Here is a 19,353-nt window from a genome sequence, read left to right as displayed (position 1 = left end):
GCCAGAAAGGGAAATTCACTTAACTTTAGGGGCATGGTTGCGCTGCTGTGGTCAACAACGCGTTGACCGGCGCGTTTGCCATGGGTGACGGTTTTGTTATGGCGTAACACTCGTGTATCTGGCACAAATTCCTACGATAAAAGTGGTAGAAGCACCAAGATGTTGCGACGCCGCTACCGAGACGCTCACATTGCCCTCGCCCGTTCTCTCCATCGTCATATGCACCCTCAACGAGCATGAAGCCATCGCCGGCGTGCTGGAGGAGCTGGGGGAATACCTGCAAGGCATCCAGCACGAGATCATCGTGGTGGATGATTCGACCGACGAACGCACCGGGGACGCGGTGAATGCGTATGCCGCGGGGGATCCATGCATACGCCTTGTCCGCCGTTATAACGCCAGCGGCCTTTCGTCTGCAGCCATCACCGGCTGGGATCTCGCCAAGGGGCGCTTTCTCGCCATCATGGATGGCGACGGTCAGCACGATCCGGCGCTGATCAAAGGTCTGTTGGAAAAACTCACCCACACGGATGCCGATGTCGCCGTAGCCAGCCGTTATCTGGAAGATTCCCGTTCCGGCCTGAGCGGCATCCGCCATACGTTGAGCCGTGCCGGCATCTGGCTGACCGATACCACGCTGGGCGTCCCGCTCGCCGATCCGTTGAGCGGCTGCTTCGCAATGACCCGCGACTGGTATACCGAAGTGCGCCAGGAGCTATCCGGCCTCGGCTTCAAGATTCTTATTGACGTTGTCGCTTCCGGACAGCGGCGCCCGCGCACCGCTCAGCTCCCGACCATGCTGCGCGCCCGCGCGGGCGGTGTATCGAAACTGGATACACGCGTGGTGATCGATTTGATGACCCTGCTGATCGAGAAACGCACGCGCGGCCGTTTTACCGCCAAGACCATGATGAACAGCATGACCACGCTGGTGACGCTCTGCGCACAGTGGTTGTCCATGGCGGTGTTGCTGAAACTTGCCTGCCCGCTTTGGGCATCCGCGCTGCTGTCGGTCGGCTTCGGTCTGGCGGGCCGTTTGTGGTTCAAGTATCTGGCGACATCACGCTCACTTCGCCCGAATACCCTGCACGATGTTGTGCGGCAATGGTCCGCCTTTTATCTCGGCCGCTGGAGCGATGTGATTTTGAACGCCGGTATCGTCATTGGGCTGTGCGCACTGCGCTGTCCATGGCCGCTGGCCGTCGCTGCCGGCGTGTTGCTGGCCGAAACCCGCTACCATATTGGAAATAAGGCGGGAGCTTACGCGTGAATGTATCCCTCCGGGCGCCCGCCCGCTGGCAGTTTTTTGTTTACGGATTGATTGCTTTTATTGCTTGCTGCGGTGCCTTTGTCGGGCTGTCGGCAAGCGGCTTGTGGATCGATGAGCTATTCACTGTCCATCTGATTCACCACAACGGCGGCCTGGGCGAAGTGTTTCGCCGCGCGCTCACTGATACTCACCCCCCTTTTTATTATTTCTTGCTATACGGCTGGACGCGTCTGGCTGGCTTGTCGGAGTGGGCGTTGCGCTTGCCCAGCGCAGTCTTTGCGGTGCTGGCCATTGTCGCTTTCGCGGCAGGTACGCGGCGCGTACTCAGTCCCACAGCGATAGCGTTCGCATGTGCCGTCGCCGGGCTTTCCGAATTTTGGTTTCACCAATCGCAGAATACGCGAAGCTATGCGCTGTGCATGGCGTTTGCGTCGTGCCTGATCTGGGCGGCCATCGCCTTGCGCAAAAGAACGCGCGCGCACCCGGGTTTTCCGCTGGCGCATTGGCTTGTACTCAGCGTGCTGGGGCTGGCTGCGAGCCTTACCCATGCCTACCTGTTGCTGGCCTTGGGCATGGTGCTGCTATTCCTGCTGCTCAGCCTATCCTCCTCCTGGCGGTTGCGCGCGGCGCTGATCATCACCGGCCTGGTAGTACTCGCCTTCAATGCCGCGTACTACAAAATGATGATCCACTCGTCCGAGCAGGATCTGCAGAATCTCTGGTTCACCAACAGCGTCGGCTTTTTCAAGATGCAGACCCGGCAGGCTTTCTACAGCCTGGTGCCTGGCCGCATCGCCCTGGTCATCGGCTTGATGCTGTTGTTCGGCATCCAGCGAAAATGCGCCGGCAATTCGTTCTTTGTTTTCGATGAACTCGATACCCGCTGGACCACAGCGCTTGCCGGCTTTGTGCTGGTCGGCGTGATCGCTTGCGGCATTGGGGTATCGCTGCTGGTCGCGCCTTCGTATTCGGATCGCAACCTGGGGACGTGTGCGCCTTTTGCGTGGCTGCTGATCGGGCGCCTGTACGATGCCATGGGGCCGCGCGGCGATACGCGAGGCAGCAAGATCCTCGCCGTGCTGGTGATGCTCCTGGTCGGCGCGCACTTGGCGTTGCTACGCGGACGCGAACTGCCCCGCACCGAAAGCTGGCGTCCGACTGCGCATTTCATCGAGCAGCTACCCGGCTGTGCAAACCAACCGTTGCCGGTCATTCTTCCCTACCGCTTCGGCCATTCCAATACGTTCTTCCGCTCGCTCGCCGAGCACGATTTCTTCGGCTACTACCTGCCCAGCGGCGCACCGACACAGGCCTATTTGCCGGCGGAACTGGCGGCGCGTCGTCCGGTAGATGGCTTGCCGCAACTGCTCGCTTCGCGCGCCGCCAATGCCGAGTCGGGAAGTGGCTGCACCCTGCTGGCGTGGGGCGTCCACGATCTGCAGGAATCCTCCGCACTCAAAGTCGCACTGGACCTGGCCCGTCAACCCGGCATTGCGCCACGCCGCGTGTTGATGCAGGAATTCATGACCTATGTGCCGAGCGGCTTGAAATGGGTGCAGATCCCTGAGGGTTATGTCTACCTCGTCGTGCCGAAAGCTGCCAGTTCGCGCGTGGAACCGCCCCCCTCGCCCATCATTCACTTGCAAGGCAATGAGGCGACCATCGTTGGCGATCGGGTAGTGGTCGATTATCTGACCAGCTACACGGGCTCCAGCGGTCCTGCCTATACGGTAGACATCTACTCCATTCAACGCTGGACCGCACATAAGCCACCGTACGAGGATTTCCTGGCAGTCCATCGCCTGACCTGCGATCCGCCGACCTCCAAGGACAATTGGGACGTTTGGCCTAACCCGGAGCTACCCGGCTGCAGCGACCGGCCGCTGCCTACCCATGCGAGCGACATCGGCGGGCAGTTATGATGGCGCGCAAGCAGGCATTCCCGGAGATCATCTGGGCGAATGGGCAAAGTCAGGCACAACGGCGGATTGAGTATCGGGGCGTCGCTAGGCGCACTGGCGCTCAAGGAATGCCGCTTGCTGCTGCAGGCACTGACCACGCGTAAAGAGCGTCACGGTGGCATCCATCATGCCCGCCGTGCATGCCGGAAATTGCGCAGCCTGCTCGACTTTCTCGAAACATCGTCCGACCAACCGCATGTCGAGGCGCTGCACAAGTCGCTGCGGCGATTGGTGCATAGCTTCTCCGACCTGCGTGACGCCCACGTGGCAACTCGCACGGCGCGTCTGCTGGCAAGCAGTCACACAGCGACGGTCACACCGGCACTGATTGACCAGCTCAAACGCCGTAGCGCGGCATTGCTGGACGCCGCGTTGGACAAAGATCCCGATTGGCGGCGCCGATCCGGCAAATCCGTGCGAATAACCACGGCGATCGAGGCGCTTGGCTGGTCCACCCTCACGCCAACCACCACCAAGAAAGCCTTGAAGCACAGCATCAAGCGCATGAAAAAAGCACGTCGTGCTGCGCTGGAAAAACGTACCAACAAGGCGTTTCATCGCTGGCGGCGGCGTGCGCGGCAAGTCCGCTACCAGCTTGAGTTCCTGCGCAAGGCGCGCCAGATGGCCGGCATGAGGAAAAGCCATGGCCAAGAATACGGAGCACGCGCCAAGCAGTTGGGGTTGCTTACCGACCGCCTGGGTTGGCGGCAAGACTTCCGGGTTTTCCTCATGACGCTGGACCGGCTATCGGCTTCGGATGATGTACTTGCCTTGCGTGAAGCACTGGCCAGGAAATCCGCCCCTCTTTCGAAGACGGCTCCCACCAAGGTGAAACACGCCCCTGCCGACACGCCGGCTCCGCCGCACACGGCGCACTGATGCGCCGCGCATTCAGTGGCAAACCAGCACCGGAATATCGCAGCAACTCAGTACCCGATTCGTTTCACTGCCCAGCAGAATGCGATCGAGCGTGGCATAGCCATACGTGCTCATCACGATCAGATCGCAGTGCTGTTGCTTGGCGGCACCGATAATCGCCACATAAGGACGACGATCGAACGCATAACCGCCGTCAGCTTCCAGGCCGGCCTGCTTCGCCATAGCCCGAATATCCGCCAGATGTACCTGGGCGCGAGCGATCGCCCTATCGGTGTAGGAGTCCTCGGCGTGCTGGATCACATCAGAGAAATAGGCCACTGCGGCGAGCGGCGCCAGTACGTGAAAGGCGTAGATACGCGCGTCCACTTTACGCGCAAGTTCGATGCCGATTTTTGCGGCATGCAAGGCATGCTCGGAGCCATCGGTAGGAATCAGGATATGCGAGAACATGATGCCTCCTCGGATCCGCGGATCCTTTTCGAACGCACCGCACTCACCAGACCGTGTTCCAACGTCACCGCGACAAACATGTCGCCCGTGCTCGTGGACTTGTCGCGATTTTACACCCGGCGCAGGAGTTATCGCCGATAGGCTTTGCTGCAACGCATCGTCAAACACGCGTCCGTGTCGCCAAGGTCCGGATATCCGCCGTTTCCAGCACCGCCTTCGGCGCGCCGTGCCGAGCCGCATTCAACATTGCCTGACCCATGAGCTGCGTCGTAAGAATCACGTTCGGCAACAGCCGGCGCAGTGGCGTCAACAGTGGTTTGGTCAGGCTATAAAAAAGCTGATACGACGATGTCTTGGAACGTATGCCGTGCAAAGGCTGGATAATGCCGGGACGAAACAGATACACCGCTTTGAACGGCAACCGCTGCAGGGCATTTTCGGTACGCCCTTTGACTCTGGCCCACATGCTGCGGCCGTGTTCGGTACTGTCGGTGCCTGCTCCGGATACATAGACAAAGGTCATGCCGGGATTGCGCGAAGCCAGGGTTCTCGCCACGGAGAGCGTCAGGTCGTAAGACAACCGCGTATAACCGGCCTCGTCCATACCGGCTGAGGAAACGCCGAGGCAGAAGAAACAGGCGTCGAAGCCCTGCAGTTCGCCGGCGATGGCGGCACTGTCAAAAAGATCCGCCTGCACGACCTCCCTCAGCTTGGGATGCCGCTGTCCGGTCGCCAGACGCCCGACGGTCTGGACCAAAGCCACATCCGGCGCCTCAAGGCACTCTCTCAGGACACCTTGTCCAACCATGCCGGTGGCACCAAATAGCAGGACATTCATGGCGGTTTTCCAATAAGACTGGCGTGGTTATGCCGAGGGTATTCAATGCCTGCAAGATACACGTCAACGCAAGCCCTATTAGGCCCTAAAAACGAGGTAGGACGTGGCATTTGATCAAAGCATCACGACGAATGGACCGAACCTGGCCGGCGACGATGCTTTACGTGATTTCGTAGGCAGGCATCAGCGGCTATTCGTGTTGACTGGCGCCGGTTGCAGCACCGATTCGGGCATCCCGGATTATCGGGACGCCAATGGTGGCTGGAAGCGTGCACAACCGGTGACCTATCAGGCCTTCATGGGCGAAGAGCTGACCCGCAAACGCTACTGGGCGCGTAGCCTGGTCGGCTGGCGCCGCTTTGGATATGCCGTGCCGAACGATACCCATCACGCGCTGGCCAGGCTCGAACAGCTTGGCAAGGTGCAGCTATTGCTGACCCAGAATGTGGATGGCCTGCATCAACGCGCGGGTAGTCGGCAGGTGCTGGACATGCACGGTCGCCTGGACACGGTGCGCTGCACGGGTTGCGAACAGCGTTCGCCCCGGCATGCGCTGCAGCAGGCTTTACTACAGCTCAATCCAGCCTGGGCGAAACTCGATGCCACCAATGCACCGGACGGCGATGCCGATCTGGAGGGCCACGATTTCAACACGTTTGCAGTGCCGCCCTGTCCGCAGTGCGGCGGCGTGCTGAAGCCGGACGTGGTGTTCTTTGGCGAAAACGTGCCGCGTGATCGCGTCGCAGAAGCCATGCAGGCGCTGGAAGATGCCGACGCCGTGCTGGTGGTGGGATCGTCGCTGATGGTGTTTTCGGGTTACCGGTTTGTGCATGCCGCGGCGAAAGCCGGCAAGCCGGTCGCCGCGGTCAATCTTGGGCGCACGCGAGCCGATCCGCTGCTGAGCCTGAAAGTGGAGCAGCCTTGCGCCGAAGCACTGGCTTTCCTGCGTGAAGCGTCAACGGCGCGCGCGGAAGAAATCGCGCAGTAACACCGCCGATTCATCGGCCAGCAAACCGCCTTGAACCTCGACCTGGTGGTTGTGCTTGTCGGAAATCAGCGTATCGAACACGCTGCCGGCAGCGCCGGTTTTCGGATCGGTGGTGCCGTACACGACCCGGCCGATGCGGGCATGCACCAGCGCCATGGCGCACATCGCACAAGGTTCCAGTGTTACGTACAAGGTGGCGCCGACAATACGGTAATTCGCCAGTTTTTCGCCCGCCGCGCGCAGCGCCATGATTTCCGCATGGGCGGTGGGGTCATGCAGGGTGATATTGCGGTTCCAGCCCAAGCCGACGATCTGTCCGTCCTGCACCAGCACCGCACCGACCGGGACTTCGTTCTCGGCATCGCGCGCATGCTCGGCCAACTGCAGCGCACGGCGCATGAACGCCTCATCTTCGGCACTGAACGCAGGCGCGACTTGATTGCTGGTCGATTCGTCAGCCATTTCAGATGGTTAGATGATGTTCTTAATGTAGGTGTTTTTCATGGGCGCGAATGACGCGCCAAGCCATTGATTCTCTTATTCCCACTCAATGGTGGCGGGCGGCTTGCCGCTTATGTCATAAACGACACGAGAAACACCGCGTAACTCATTGATAATACGATTTGAAACCGTGCCAAGGAAGTCGTATGGCAAGTGCGCCCAGTGCGCCGTCATGAAATCGATGGTCTCGACCGCACGCAGGGCGATGACCCATTCGTAGGCGCGGGCATCGCCCACGACACCCACCGACTTCACCGGCAGGAAGACGGCAAAGGCCTGGCTGACGCTGTCGTAGAGATCAGCCTTGCGCAGTTCCTCGATAAAGATCGCATCCGCCCGCGCCAGCAACTCGGCGTACTCGGCCTTCACCTCACCCAGGATGCGTACACCCAGACCCGGGCCGGGGAACGGGTGGCGATAAACCATCTCGCGCGCCAGGCCGAGTTCCACGCCAATACGACGCACCTCGTCCTTGAACAACTCGCGCAACGGCTCGACCAGCTTGAGCTTCATGTGCTCCGGCAGGCCGCCAACGTTGTGATGGCTCTTGATCACGTGCGCCTTGCCGGTCTTGCTGCCGGCCGACTCGATCACGTCCGGATAGATGGTGCCCTGCGCCAGCCACTTCACCTGGCCATGGCCAGCGGCGGTGACCTTGGCCGACTCCTCGTCGAAGATCTCCACAAACAGGCGGCCGATGATCTTGCGCTTGGCTTCCGGGTCGGCCACACCTTCCAGCGCCTTGAAATAACGCTCGGCGGCATTGACGCGAATGACCTTTACGCCCATGTGCTGGGCCATGGTTGCCATGACCTGATCACCTTCCTGCCAGCGCAGGAGACCGGTGTCGACAAACACGCAGGTGAGCTGGTCGCCGATCGCACGGTGCAGCAACGCCGCGACGACCGAGGAATCCACGCCGCCGGACAAGCCCAGCAGCACATGATCCTTGCCGACTTGCTCGCGCACGCGGGCGATCTGGTCGTCGATGATCTGCGCAGCGGTCCAGAGCGTCTGGCACCCGCAGATTTCCGTCACGAAACGCTTAAGCAAGGCATTGCCCTGCTTGGTGTGCGTCACTTCCGGATGGAATTGCACGCCGTACCAGCGTTTGGCCTCATTGGACATCGCGGCCACCGGAATGCGATCGGTGAGGGCCGTGACGGTGAAGCCCGGCGGCGCCTTGGCAACGTGGTCACCATGACTCATCCATACGTCGAGTGCGTGGCAGGAATCATGATCGCTGAGGCCGGTGAACAGCTTGTCGGAAGCGACCACGTCCACCCTCGCATGTCCGAACTCACGCGCATCGGCTGCTTCCGTCGCACCGCCCAACTGCGCGGCCAGTGTCTGCATGCCGTAGCAGATGCCCAGGATCGGCAGGCCCGAATCGAACACTTCCTGCGGGGCCTCGGGTGCGCCGTGTACCGTGGTCGACTCCGGTCCGCCGGACAGGATGATGCCCTTGGCACCGAACGCGGCGATCTCGGCCGGGTTATGGTCCCAGGCCCAGATCTCGCAATAGACGCCGATCTCGCGGATGCGTCGCGCGATCAGCTGGGTGTACTGCGCGCCGAAGTCGAGGATGAGGATCTTGTCGCTATGGATATTGGTCATGGCGGCCAGGTAAACAAGAAACGGAAATGGAAGGGCGTCAACCGGAAACGAAGCAGCGGCTACGCAGCAACGACCAGCATCGTTGCAACGCGCCGCTGCCGCTCACGCATGCTCCGATCAGGAATTGAGCCGGTAATTCGGCGCTTCCTTGGTGATCTGGATATCGTGCGGATGCGCTTCGGTCACACCGGCCGCGGTCACTTTGACGAACTGCGCCTTGTTGCGCACATCGTCAATGGTCGCTGCACCGAGATAGCCCATCGACGCGCGCAGGCCGCCGATCAGCTGGTGAATGATGTTGCGCAGTGGGCCACGGTACGGCACGCGGCCTTCGATGCCTTCCGGCACCAGTTTGTCGGCGTCGGCTTCGTCCTGGAAGTAACGATCCTTGGAACCGAGCGCCATCGCACCGAGTGAACCCATGCCGCGATAGCTCTTGTAGGAACGCCCCTGGAACAATTCGACTTCGCCAGGAGATTCTTCGGTGCCGGCGAACATCGAGCCGAGCATCACGGTGGACGCGCCGGCGGCCAGCGCCTTGGGAATATCGCCCGAGTAGCGAATACCGCCGTCGGCAATCAGCGGGATCTCGTCCTTCAGCGCCGTCGCAACCAGGTCGATGGCCGTGATCTGCGGCACACCCACGCCAGCCACCACACGCGTGGTGCAGATCGAACCAGGACCCACGCCAACCTTTACCGCATCGACGCCCGCATCCAGCAGCGCACGTGCAGCTTCACCCGTAACGATGTTGCCGGCGATCACCTGCACTTGCGGATACTGCTTCTTCACCCATGCGGCGCGCTCGATGACGCCCTGCGAATGACCATGCGCGGTATCGACCACGATTACGTCCACACCGGCATCAACCAGTGCTTCGACGCGTTGTTCGGTATCGCCGCCCACGCCGACTGCCGCACCAACGACGAGACGCTCGTGCCTGTCCTTGGCGGCGTTCGGGTTGTCGCGGGCTTTCTGGATATCTTTGACAGTGATCAGGCCACGCAGCTGAAACGCATCGTTGACCACCAGCACCTTTTCGATGCGGTTCTTGTGCAGCAGTTGCAGCACTTCATCCTGGCTGGCACCTTCGCGCACTGTGACCAGCTTGTCCTGGCGCGTCATGATGTTGCGCACCGGATCGTCATGCTTGCGCTCGAAACGCAGATCGCGGCTGGTAACGATGCCGACCAACTGCTCACCTTCCACGACCGGCACGCCGGAAATGTTGTGTGCGCGGGTCAGCTTGAGCACGTCGCGAATCGAAGTGTGCGGACCGACCGTGATCGGACTGCGGATGACACCCGCTTCAAACTTCTTCACCAGGCGCACTTCGGCGGCCTGCTGCTCGGCGGTCATGTTTTTGTGGATGATGCCCATGCCACCGTTTTGCGCCATGGTAATGGCGAGCCGCGCTTCGGTGACCGTGTCCATGGCGGCGGACACGATAGGGATGTTCAGTCGAAGATTCCGCGTAAGCCGCGTGGAGGTGTCCACGTCACGCGGTAAAATTTGAGAGTGGGCCGGGACGAGGTAGACGTCGTCGTAGGTGAGGGCCTCGGCGAGGATACGCATGCGAAAAGTCTCGCTCCAAAGAGGAGATTATACGCGGGAGCGGCCCCTAAAGCTAATTTGGTCGCGAAGTTCCCCTCACCTCTCTCCCAACGGAGAGTAAGAATCAAGGATCGCGTGCCTCGGCCGCCTCCAGCGTGTTTTCCATCAACGTCGCCACGGTCATCGGGCCAACACCGCCGGGCACCGGCGTAATCCAGCTGGCGCGTTGCGAAGCCACATTGAAGTCCACGTCACCGACCAGACGGCCGTCGTCCAGACGGTTGATGCCGACATCCACCACGACCGCGCCCGGCTTGATCCACTCGCCTTTGACCAGCCCTGGTTTGCCCACCGCCACCACCAGGATGTCAGCCTGCCGCACATAGCCTTCCAGATCGCGGGTAAAGCGATGGCAGCAAGTAGTGGTGCAGCCGGCGATCAGCAGTTCAAGCACCAGCGGGCGTCCGACGTGGTTGGAAACACCGACGACCACCGCGTGCTGCCCACGTACCGGGCGATCGGTATGGCCCAGCAGGGTCATGACACCCTTGGGGGTACACGGACGCAGGCCGAACCGGCGTAGCGCGAGACGGCCGACATTCACCGCCTGGAAGCCATCCACATCCTTGTTCGGGTCGATACGGTCGACCAGGGCGTCCTCGTCGATGTGCTCCGGTAGTGGTGACTGCACCAGGATGCCGTGTACGGACGGCTCGGCGTTGAGACGATCGATCAGGGCAAACAGTTCTTCCTGGCTGGTGCTGGACGGCAGGTCGTAATCGAAGGAACGGAACCCCACCTGATGACAGGCCTTGCGCTTGTTGCGTACGTAGACCGAAGACGCGGCATCGTCACCCACCAGGACCACCGCCAGGCCGGGTTCGGCCTTGCCCTGTGCTTTGCGCTCGCTCACACGCTTGCCGATGCGTTCCAGCACTTCCTGCGCGATGCGTTTGCCATCGAGGATGCGTGCACTCATGGTGTTTTCCTGCCCCGCAAAGCGCGACATTATCCTGACTCCCTGTTGCCCGCACAAACCTGCTGCCATGTCCGCTCAGTCGCGCCCCAGCCCGGTCATACTCGAGACCCCATCGCTGTCGCTGCGCCCCTGGCGCGAAGACTACGCGCCAGCCTTGCACGAGGCCGTGCAGGAGTCCATGGAAAGCGTCGGCCGATGGCTGCCATGGTGTCATGCCGGCTACGACCTGAACGAAGCACACAAGTGGGTGGCGTTCTGCCAACGGAGCTGGGATGAAGGGGAGGATTACGCCTTCGCCCTGTTCGACCGGCAGCATCGGCTGGTTGGCGGCATCGGTCTGAATCAACTGGATGCGCGTGATCTGCGAGCCAACCTCGGCTACTGGCTGCGTCTTTCCGCCACCGGCCAAGGTTATGCGACGTTCGCCGGGCGTGCGGTGGCGGCATTCGGGTTCGAAGCACTCGCGTTGCGACGGATAGAGATTGTCGCAGCCATCGGCAATCTCGCCAGCCAGCGCTGCGCGGAACGCATCGGCGCCAAGCGCGAGGGTGTGGCGCGGCAACGTGTATTTCTACACGGACAGTCGCAGGACGCCGTGATCTATGGCCTGCTGCCCGGCGATCTCGCCTAACCTGCCGCCGCGCACCATTGCGCGATGTCCTCGTAGCCCTTGAACACCGCCTGCGGGTTGCAACCCGGGCATGCAGGATCGCGCGGCAGGCGTGTTTCGCGAAAATGCATGCCCAGCGTATCGAAGGACAATAGGCGGCCAACCAATGGCTCGCCGATGCCAAGGATCAACTTCAAGGCTTCGGTTGCCTGCAACAGGCCGACGATACCCGGCAGTACACCGAGCACACCCGCTTCACTGCAATTGGGGGCATCCGCCGCGCTGGGCGGCTCGGGGAACAGGCAGCGATAGCATGGGGAATCGTCACGACGCGGATCGAACACGCTGACTTGCCCGGCAAATCGCTCGACGGCGCCGTAAACCATCGGCATCTTCAAGCGGCGCGTCGCTGCAGCGAGCAAATAGCGCGCAGGAAAATTGTCGGCGCCGTCGATCACCAGATCATGGCCACCGAGCAGATGCTCGACATTGCCGGCACGCAGGCGCTCGCTGCGCAGTTCCACCTGAATGCGTGGATTCAGCGCGTTCAAGCTCATTCGCGCGGATTCGGTCTTCGCCATGCCGACGCGCGCATCCGCATGAATCACCTGGCGGTGAAGATTCGAACGCTCGACACGATCGTCATCGATCAACGTCAGCTGCCCTACTCCGGCGGCGGCGAGATACAGCGCCGCCGGCGCACCCAAGCCACCTGCGCCGAGCAAGACGACCTTCGCCTGGTTGAGCTTGAGTTGCCCTGCCTCGCCCACCTGGGGCAAGCGCAATTGCCGGGCGTAGCGTTCCGACGCGTCCGCATCGAGATTCCCAGCCGTGACCGGCAAGCCTTCGCTCTTCCAGCGGTCGTAACCGCCGGCCACAGAGACCACATGGCGATAACCCATGCGCTGCAGCGCTTCCGCGGCAAGCAGCGATCGCCTGCCGCTGGCGCACAAGGTCACGATGGGGCGATCGCGGTTGGGCTCGTTGTCTTCAATGCGCAGCTCGAGGAAGCCCCGCGATAGCGCAAGGGCGCCAGTCGGTGAACCCGCTGCGCGCTCGTTCTCTTCCCGCACGTCGATCAGCAGCGCGCCTTGCGCCTGCTGAGCGAGGGCCTCGGCAGGTGAGATTTCAGCTACGCGCTGACGGAGAGTGGCCAGCCAGGAATCGCGGTCGAGAGGACTGTTCATGGCGGCAGTTTAGCGCGCCAGGGCCATCACCTATCCGGGGAACATGAAGGTGATGAGGCGGCAAACCTTGCCCCATACCATTCCTGCACTCGCAGGTTGACGCTGAGACGGGAGAATCCATTAACACCACGACCCAGCTTCTCCATGAGAAGCCAGAGAACGCCTTAACGCTTGCGTCGCTTCATCTCACGAATCATGCGCTGGCGCTTGCGCTGCTGCGCTTCGCTCAGCACGTTTTTCTTGCCTGCGAAAGGATTTTCGCCTTCGCGGAACTCGATCTTGACCGGCGTCCCTTCCAGTTTGTAACGCTGACGGAAGAAGTTTTCCAAGTAGCGCCGATACGCCGGCGCAATATGCTTGGTGCGGCTGCCGTGAATCACGATCGTCGGCGGATTGCTGCCGCCGGGATGGGCAAAGCGCAACTTCGGTGCATGACCACGCACCAGCGGCGGTTGATAGCCTTCGTACGCGCGTTCAAGTGTGCGCGTAAGATCCGACGTGCCGAGTTCGCGCATGGCGGCTGTATGGGCACGCACGATGGCGCGCATCAACTCGCGCAGGCCGGAGCCATGCAGGGCGGAAATAAAGACTTGCTTGGCCCAGTCGACGAAACCCAGCCTGCGCTCAAGTGCGCGCTGGCATTGCTCGCGCTGGTACGCATCCATGCCATCCCACTTGTTGACGGCAATCACCAGTGCCCTGCCCTCATCGAGCACGTGCCCGATCAAGGTGAGATCCTGATCGGCAAGGTTTTCGCGCGCGTCGATCATCACCACGACAACCTGAGCGGCCGCCATCGATTGCAGCGTCTTGATCACGCTGAACTTCTCGACGGCCTCTTCGACGCGTGCCTTGCGCCGCACACCGGCGGTATCGATCAGGGTGTAGCGCTTGCCATCACGCTCAAGCGGCACGCGGATCGGATCGCGCGTGGTGCCGGCGACATCCGAGACGATCAGGCGATCCTCACCGAGCAACCGGTTGATCAGGGTCGATTTGCCGGCATTGGGGCGACCGACGATGGCGACACGAATACTGTCGTTATCGTCTGGCGCCAGCTCTTCGTGCGCATCTTCCGGCAGCAGCGGCAGTACGGCGGCAATGAGTTCTTCGGTGCCGCGGTTATGTGCAGCGGAAAGCGGCAAGGTCTGGGCGATACCGAAAACGGCGAATTCCGCCAGCGCGTCCTGTATGTCCAAGCCGTCCGTCTTGTTGACGGCAGCGATGATGGGCTTGCCGCTGCGTCGCAGTTCGCCAAGGATGCTGCGGTCCTGCGGCAACAATCCGTCACGCGCGTCGACCACGAACACCAGCACCTGCGCCTCTTCGATCGCGAGGCGCACTTGCTGCGCGGTAAGTGCATCGAGACCTTCGTCGACACCCGATAAACCGCCGGTGTCGACGACCACAAACGGGTGCTCGCCCGTACGGCATACGCCGTAGTGACGATCGCGGGTGACGCCCGGCATGTCGGCGACCAGGGCGTCACGGCTACGCGTCAGCGCATTGAAAAGGGTCGATTTACCGACGTTGGGACGACCGACCAGGGCGATGACAGGCAGCACGAATCATGGTTCCAGGTATTACTTAGCGCCGAGGCGGTAAGCAGCGAGGTGGCCCTGCACATCTTCGATGTACACCAGATCACCCGCCACGACCGGTTGTGCGCGGATCGCCTTCTTGGACAGGCGCTCGCGGCCGGCCAAGGCGCCATCACCCACCTGCAGCCAGTGCACGTAGCCTTCGATGTCACCGACCACCACGTAATCGCCCTGCACAGCGGGAGCCGTGATCCAGCGATACTTGAGGTTGGTGTTCTTCCACATGTCGGCGCCACTGCTCTTGTCGAACGCCCAGACCTGCGAGTCGGTGTCCGCGCCGAACAGGCTGTTGCCGCTAACGGCCATGGAGGTATAGGTGGAGAACGGGCGGGCCCACATCGGGCGGCCACTGGGGCCGTCGATGGCGGTCAGGTTGCCATGGTACGCCGCGGCATAAAGCGTGCTGCCATCAAGCAGGACACTGCCATCGGCATCGTTCATGCGCTCGATATCGGTGCGGCCTTCGCCGCTCGCCAGCTTCTGTTCCCAGAGCTTCTCGCCATTATCCAGGCGCAAGGCGATCAGTTTGCCGTCGTCGCTACCGAAGAACACCACGCCGTTGGCTACCAAGAGCGGGCCATTGCCGCGCAGGCTGAGTAGCGGCACGTTACCCTGGTCATTCACCCACCGGCGCTCGCCGGTGTTGCTATCAAGACCGTACACACGGCCGTCCTGGGTGCGCACGATGGTGAGCGGACCGGCAATGGTCGGCGAATCGATGACTTCGGAGGGCAGCGCGGTATCCCAGCGCTGACTGCCATCCTTCACGTTCAAGCCGTAGACGTGGCCGTTAAGCGTACCGATGGCCAGCAGATCCCCGGAAACCGCCGGACCGCCGGAGTAGAAAGCGTCTTTGCGCTTCTTGTCACCCCAACCGAACCAGCCTTTGACGCGCGACTTGTTTTCCCAGATGGTCTTGCCGGTGGCCGCGTCGTAAGCGCCAATCGCGCCATCGGTGCTGGCGGCGTACAGGACGTCGCCAACGACCGTAGGCTGCATGCGCACGCCGCTCGCGCCGGCACCATGGCCGACGCGCGTCTTCCACACCCGCGTCACCTGGACGGTGGGTTTGAAATTCTTGTCCAGCGGCGTCGGCGGCTGGATGTTTTCTTTTTTGAAGGAATGACAGCCCGCGAGAGCCACCAGTGAAGCGGTCAATACGATCAGCCCAAAACGTTTCATGCACCCTGCTTCCCGGCCGTGGCCAGATCGTCGATTTTCAATTGCACTTCATTGCCCTGCTGAACACTCGGGCCCATGGCCTTCACGGCTGCCTGATAGGCCTTGAGGGCATCGTCACGCCGTCCAAGCTTGACCAGCGCATCGCCACGTAGTTCCTGACTCACGATGGCGTAGCTGTCGGCGGGCACGCGGTCCAGTGTGCTCAGCGCATCCTGGGCATTGCCCTTGGCCAGCTGCACATGCGCCATGCGCACTTCCACCAGGGCCTTGAGTTCCGGGCTGACGGCGTGCTGCTCCGCCCACGAGAGCGATTCGAGCGCCTTGTCGTATTGCTTGGCCTCGACCTGGTGGCGCGCACGGTCGCTGACGGCGAACATCGCGTAGGGGGTGTCGGCGTAATTGCTCATCAGCTGCTGGATCAGCACATCGCTGGCATTGGTATTGCCGTTGTCGATGACCGATTGCAGCTCTTGATAAAGACCTGACGCGGCCAGTTGATGCGTAGCCTGATGATTCCGCCACTGCTGATAGCCGAAAATGGCGATCAGGCCGATGACCACACCCACAGCGATCGACAGGCCGTTCTGTCGCAGCCACTTTTGTACGCGTTCGCTCTGTTCGTAGTCGTCGTATGCATCAAATGCCATGCAATCACCGTATCGCAAAAGACGCCGCGAGGCGCCAGAAAGGGTGTCCCAGGAGCCGCCGCGACCCGGCGGCAGCCGGCATTGCCCGCCTTGCAGGCGGACAATGCGCAAGCATAACCGATCGAGGATGTTCGAGGGGCGTTAGCGCCCCGCCATCAGGCGCCCGTCGGGGCGGCCTTGCCATCCTGGATATCGACGCGGAAATGCGCCACGTTGGATCGACGGTACGGATCCAGCGTCACCGGCTGACCATCGACGCTGACCTGCGCACCGGTTGCGTTACCGATGCGCACTTCCAACGGCTGATCGCTATGGTAGGTCTTGGACGTACCGGCCGGCAGCAGACCGTATTCCAGACGCGAACCGTCCTTGCCGATCACCTCGACCCAGCTGCTGTTCGGTAAATTGAGCGTCAGGCTGTGGCTACCGCTGCCAACATTAGCCGCATCGGCAACGTTGGCAGGGGGCGGCGTCACGCTGGCATCCCCGTCGAGATTCGGCACCGGCACCATCGAAGCAAGCAGAGGCTGCTGTTCGGCCGTGCGCGCTGCCGAAGCCGCGGGAGCCGGCGCAGGCGTGGCCGTCTGTGCCAATGTTGCCGCGTTGCTCGCGACGGCCTTCGCCGCGCTGCTGGAAGAAGCCGGCACCGGCGGCGCATCTTGTTGCGCGACCGGCGCAGCATCCAGCGGTGCCAGATGGCTCATGTCGCGCGAGAGTGTGCCGCGCATGCCCAGCCACACGATCGGCACCGCGATCACCAGGGTCAGTACCACATAGGTAGCTGCCGTGGCATAGCGATCCAGCAGATAGCGCGAATGCGAAACCCCGCCCGTCGCAACCAGCGGAGGCTGACTCGGCTTCAGCCGTGCAACAGCCGTTTCGGCTTCGGCGTCATCAATCTCCAGATAACGCGCGTACTTGCGGATGTAACCGCCGAGATAAACCTGATAGTCGATGCCGTCAAGCTCGTTGTTCTCGAGCTGACGCAGCACACGCACCGGCAAACGCAGGGCGTGGCCGCAGGTCTCCAGGTCCAGACCACGTGCCTCACGTACGGCACGCAGACGCGAACCAAAACCGGGGGCTTCGTTGAAACGAAATTCGGCAGCGTTTTCATCCATGTTCACTGCGGTCGTGGCGGGTGCGGCGGAGATGCTCTCCTCCTGCCCGTCCGGATTGGACTGCTCGGAAATCATGGGCGTACGGTTTGATTGAGGGCTTGTGCCTGTTCCGAATCCGGGAACTGGCTGAGTAGCCGTTTGGTGTAATTTTGGGCTGCTTCCATGTTGCCCAAGCGAGATTCGATTTCGTAGCCAAGCTTCAGCGAATCGGGAGTGGCCTGACCCAGCGCATCGAAGCGCTGCAGGAAGGCACTCGCATCGAAATAGCGCTGATTGAGGTAAAGCAGATTGGTGATCTGCAGCAACGCCGTGGCGTTGTTCGGATTGCGCTTCACTGCTTCACGGAAACTGGTTTCAGCATTCACGCGATCATTGATCTGCAACTGGCAAACGCCCTGATTGGTCAGGGCCACATCGGGCGTCTGGTAGAACGGATCGGCGACTGCCTTGGCAAAATAAGGCAGCGACTCCTGCACCTTGCCTTCACGGCACAGGAACTGGCCCAGGTTGTTGTTGGTATCGCCCTTGTCCGGCTGCAACTCGACGGCGCGGCGATAATGGATTTCCGAATTCGGCAAGTCGTTGATGCGCTCGTAGATGTAGGCCATCACCGTCTGGGCCGGCACGTAGGTCGGGTCGTCGGAAACAGCGATCTTCACCTTCTCCAGCGCGCCCTGCAGATTGCCGATGTCGATGTAGTGCTGCGCCAGACGCGTATGAACATCCGCTGCGCTCTGCGCCTTCTGCGCCTTGGTTTCAGCGGGCAGCTTGGGATCAGACGGCGGCGGCGGGATCGTCGGAGACGTGTGGCAGCCCGCCAGGGCAAGGACCATGATGCACAGACAAGGCAACAGGCGATCACGCCGCATGAGCTGCATCCTCGGCCAGTCGTTTCTGGAATTCAGCCTGACGGCGTGTGCGATCGAGTACCTGGCCTTTCAACTGGCCACAGGCAGCGTCGATATCATCGCCGCGCGTGCGCCGCAGCATGGTCAGGATGTTTGCATTGAGCAGTTGCGTCTGGAAGGCGCGAATCACATCCGGTTCCGAGCGCTCGAAGCGCGTACCCGGGAACGGGTTGAACGGAATCAGATTGACCTTGCAGGTGGGCAGGCGCCGCATGAACTTGATCAGCTGGCGCGCATGCTCAGGCTGATCGTTCACACCCTTCATCAGCGTGTATTCGAAGGTAATCGACGTGCGCGGCTTGCGTGCAATCCAGCGTTGGCACGCAGCCGTGAGTTCGGCGATCGGATAACGCTTGTTGAGCGGCACCAGTTCGGTTCGCAGCTCGTCGTTCGCCGCATGCAGCGACACGGCCAGTGATACGTCGATGGCTTCGGACAGCTTGTCGATCATCGGCACAAGGCCGGCAGTCGATAACGTGACGCGCTTGGAGGCAAGACCGAAGCCAAGGTCGTCGCGCATCAGGCTCATCGCATGCACAACGTTGTCGAAGTTCAGCAGCGGCTCACCCATGCCCATCATCACCACGTTGGTGATGCGACGGTTCTGGTGTGTGACATTGCCGAGGTATTTGGCGGCAACCCACATCTGGCCGATGATTTCGGAGGTGGCCAGATTGCGGTTGAAGCCCTGGGTGGCGGTGGAACAGAACTGGCAGTTCAGGCCGCAGCCCACCTGCGAGGACACGCACAGCGTGCCGCGGGTCGGCTCCGGGATATACACCGCTTCGACGGCGTTGCCGCCATCCATGCCGAGCAGCCACTTGTGCGTGCCGTCGGCGGCGCCCTTGTCAAACATTGTCTTGGGCGGACCGATGTAGCACGAAGCCTCGAGCTTGGCGCGCAGCGCCTTACCCACATCGGTCATGTTCTCGAAGTTGTCTTCCAGATGGTGATAGATCCACTTCATCACCTGCTCGGCACGATACGGCTTCTCGCCGAGCTGCGCGAAAAACTCACGCAGCCCCTGGCGATCGAAATCGAGCAGATTGACTTTTTCCAT

General features: G+C 61.5%; 18 protein-coding genes. 5 read left to right on the top strand and 13 right to left on the bottom strand.

The features are described from left to right. Positions 1-190: 190 nt before the first annotated feature. Genes ISP19_RS21090 through ISP19_RS21080 form a run of 3 tightly spaced genes read left to right on the top strand, consistent with a single transcriptional unit; the run spans position 191 to position 4,110 of the window. A complete protein-coding gene (locus ISP19_RS21090) occupies positions 191-1,270 on the top strand; it encodes a glycosyltransferase (protein ID WP_204684359.1) in 1,080 nt (359 codons plus the stop codon). Next, the gene (locus ISP19_RS21085; protein ID WP_204684358.1) at positions 1,267-3,192 is read left to right on the top strand and encodes a glycosyltransferase family 39 protein; all 1,926 of its coding nucleotides are present in this window, start codon (positions 1,267-1,269) and stop codon (positions 3,190-3,192) included. Before ISP19_RS21090 ends, ISP19_RS21085 begins: the two co-directional genes overlap by 4 nt. 39 nt (positions 3,193-3,231) lie before the next feature. Further along, complete coding sequence (locus tag ISP19_RS21080) at positions 3,232-4,110, top strand: CHAD domain-containing protein (protein WP_204684357.1); 879 nt, start codon at positions 3,232-3,234, stop codon at positions 4,108-4,110. A 12-nt stretch (positions 4,111-4,122) separates the two neighbouring features. Here ISP19_RS21080 and ISP19_RS21075 read toward each other — a convergent pair whose 3' ends face one another. Further along, the gene (locus tag ISP19_RS21075; RefSeq protein ID WP_204684356.1) at positions 4,123-4,560 is read right to left on the bottom strand and encodes a universal stress protein; all 438 of its coding nucleotides are present in this window, start codon (positions 4,558-4,560) and stop codon (positions 4,123-4,125) included. 160 nt (positions 4,561-4,720) lie between these two features. Then, positions 4,721-5,398 (bottom strand): NAD(P)H-binding protein, encoded by a 678-nt coding sequence (locus tag ISP19_RS21070; protein WP_204684355.1) that lies wholly within the window; start codon positions 5,396-5,398, stop codon positions 4,721-4,723. 103 nt (positions 5,399-5,501) lie between these two features. Between ISP19_RS21070 and ISP19_RS21065 the strand changes: the two genes are divergently transcribed. Next, positions 5,502-6,386, top strand: coding sequence for an NAD-dependent protein deacetylase (locus ISP19_RS21065; protein WP_379945885.1), 885 nt, complete (start codon positions 5,502-5,504; stop codon positions 6,384-6,386). Here ISP19_RS21065 and tadA read toward each other — a convergent pair. The 4 genes from tadA to folD form a co-directional block, all read right to left on the bottom strand. Further along, positions 6,354-6,848 carry a tRNA adenosine(34) deaminase TadA gene (tadA, locus tag ISP19_RS21060; RefSeq protein ID WP_204684354.1) on the bottom strand — a complete coding sequence of 165 codons (495 nt, stop codon included), beginning with the start codon at positions 6,846-6,848 and terminating at the stop codon, positions 6,354-6,356. The genes ISP19_RS21065 and tadA overlap by 33 nt on opposite strands. A 75-nt stretch (positions 6,849-6,923) precedes the next feature. Further along, a complete protein-coding gene (gene guaA, locus ISP19_RS21055) occupies positions 6,924-8,504 on the bottom strand; it encodes a glutamine-hydrolyzing GMP synthase (protein ID WP_204684353.1) in 1,581 nt (526 codons plus the stop codon). A gap of 117 nt (positions 8,505-8,621) precedes the next feature. Then, positions 8,622-10,079 carry an IMP dehydrogenase gene (gene guaB, locus ISP19_RS21050; RefSeq protein WP_204684352.1) on the bottom strand — a complete coding sequence of 486 codons (1,458 nt, stop codon included), beginning with the start codon at positions 10,077-10,079 and terminating at the stop codon, positions 8,622-8,624. A 103-nt stretch (positions 10,080-10,182) separates the two neighbouring features. Then, positions 10,183-11,037 (bottom strand): bifunctional methylenetetrahydrofolate dehydrogenase/methenyltetrahydrofolate cyclohydrolase FolD, encoded by an 855-nt coding sequence (gene folD / locus ISP19_RS21045; protein WP_204684351.1) that lies wholly within the window; start codon positions 11,035-11,037, stop codon positions 10,183-10,185. Positions 11,038-11,104: 67 nt separating this feature from the next. On the opposite strand from folD, the gene ISP19_RS21040 reads away from it, so the two are divergent. Further along, entirely contained in the window at positions 11,105-11,668 is a 564-nt protein-coding gene (locus ISP19_RS21040) for a GNAT family N-acetyltransferase (protein ID WP_204684350.1), read from the top strand. Here ISP19_RS21040 and moeB read toward each other — a convergent pair. From moeB to rlmN, 7 genes are all read right to left on the bottom strand, one after another. After that, the gene (moeB, locus tag ISP19_RS21035) at positions 11,665-12,834 is read right to left on the bottom strand and encodes a molybdopterin-synthase adenylyltransferase MoeB (RefSeq protein WP_204684349.1); all 1,170 of its coding nucleotides are present in this window, start codon (positions 12,832-12,834) and stop codon (positions 11,665-11,667) included. The genes ISP19_RS21040 and moeB overlap by 4 nt on opposite strands. A 164-nt stretch (positions 12,835-12,998) precedes the next feature. Beyond that, positions 12,999-14,399 (bottom strand): ribosome biogenesis GTPase Der, encoded by a 1,401-nt coding sequence (gene der / locus ISP19_RS21030; RefSeq protein WP_204684348.1) that lies wholly within the window; start codon positions 14,397-14,399, stop codon positions 12,999-13,001. Between the two features lie 18 nt (positions 14,400-14,417). Beyond that, the gene (gene bamB / locus ISP19_RS21025) at positions 14,418-15,617 is read right to left on the bottom strand and encodes an outer membrane protein assembly factor BamB (protein WP_204684347.1); all 1,200 of its coding nucleotides are present in this window, start codon (positions 15,615-15,617) and stop codon (positions 14,418-14,420) included. After that, entirely contained in the window at positions 15,614-16,264 is a 651-nt protein-coding gene (locus tag ISP19_RS21020; RefSeq protein ID WP_204684346.1) for a YfgM family protein, read from the bottom strand. Before ISP19_RS21020 ends, bamB begins: the two co-directional genes overlap by 4 nt. Before the next feature lie 155 nt (positions 16,265-16,419). Further along, positions 16,420-17,460 carry a helix-turn-helix domain-containing protein gene (locus ISP19_RS21015; protein ID WP_204684345.1) on the bottom strand — a complete coding sequence of 347 codons (1,041 nt, stop codon included), beginning with the start codon at positions 17,458-17,460 and terminating at the stop codon, positions 16,420-16,422. After that, positions 17,457-18,254: a type IV pilus biogenesis/stability protein PilW gene (pilW, locus tag ISP19_RS21010; RefSeq protein WP_204684344.1), complete on the bottom strand. Its 798-nt coding sequence runs from the start codon at positions 18,252-18,254 to the stop codon at positions 17,457-17,459. The genes ISP19_RS21015 and pilW overlap by 4 nt, the downstream gene beginning before the upstream one ends. After that, positions 18,244-19,353 (bottom strand): dual-specificity RNA methyltransferase RlmN, encoded by a 1,110-nt coding sequence (gene rlmN, locus ISP19_RS21005; protein WP_204684343.1) that lies wholly within the window; start codon positions 19,351-19,353, stop codon positions 18,244-18,246. The genes pilW and rlmN overlap by 11 nt, the downstream gene beginning before the upstream one ends.

Source organism: Dyella flava (assembly GCF_016904955.1).
GTDB lineage: Bacteria > Pseudomonadota > Gammaproteobacteria > Xanthomonadales > Rhodanobacteraceae > Dyella_B > Dyella_B flava.
Note: the sequence above shows the minus strand (reverse complement) of the source record. Positions and strands in the feature narration are given on the sequence as shown.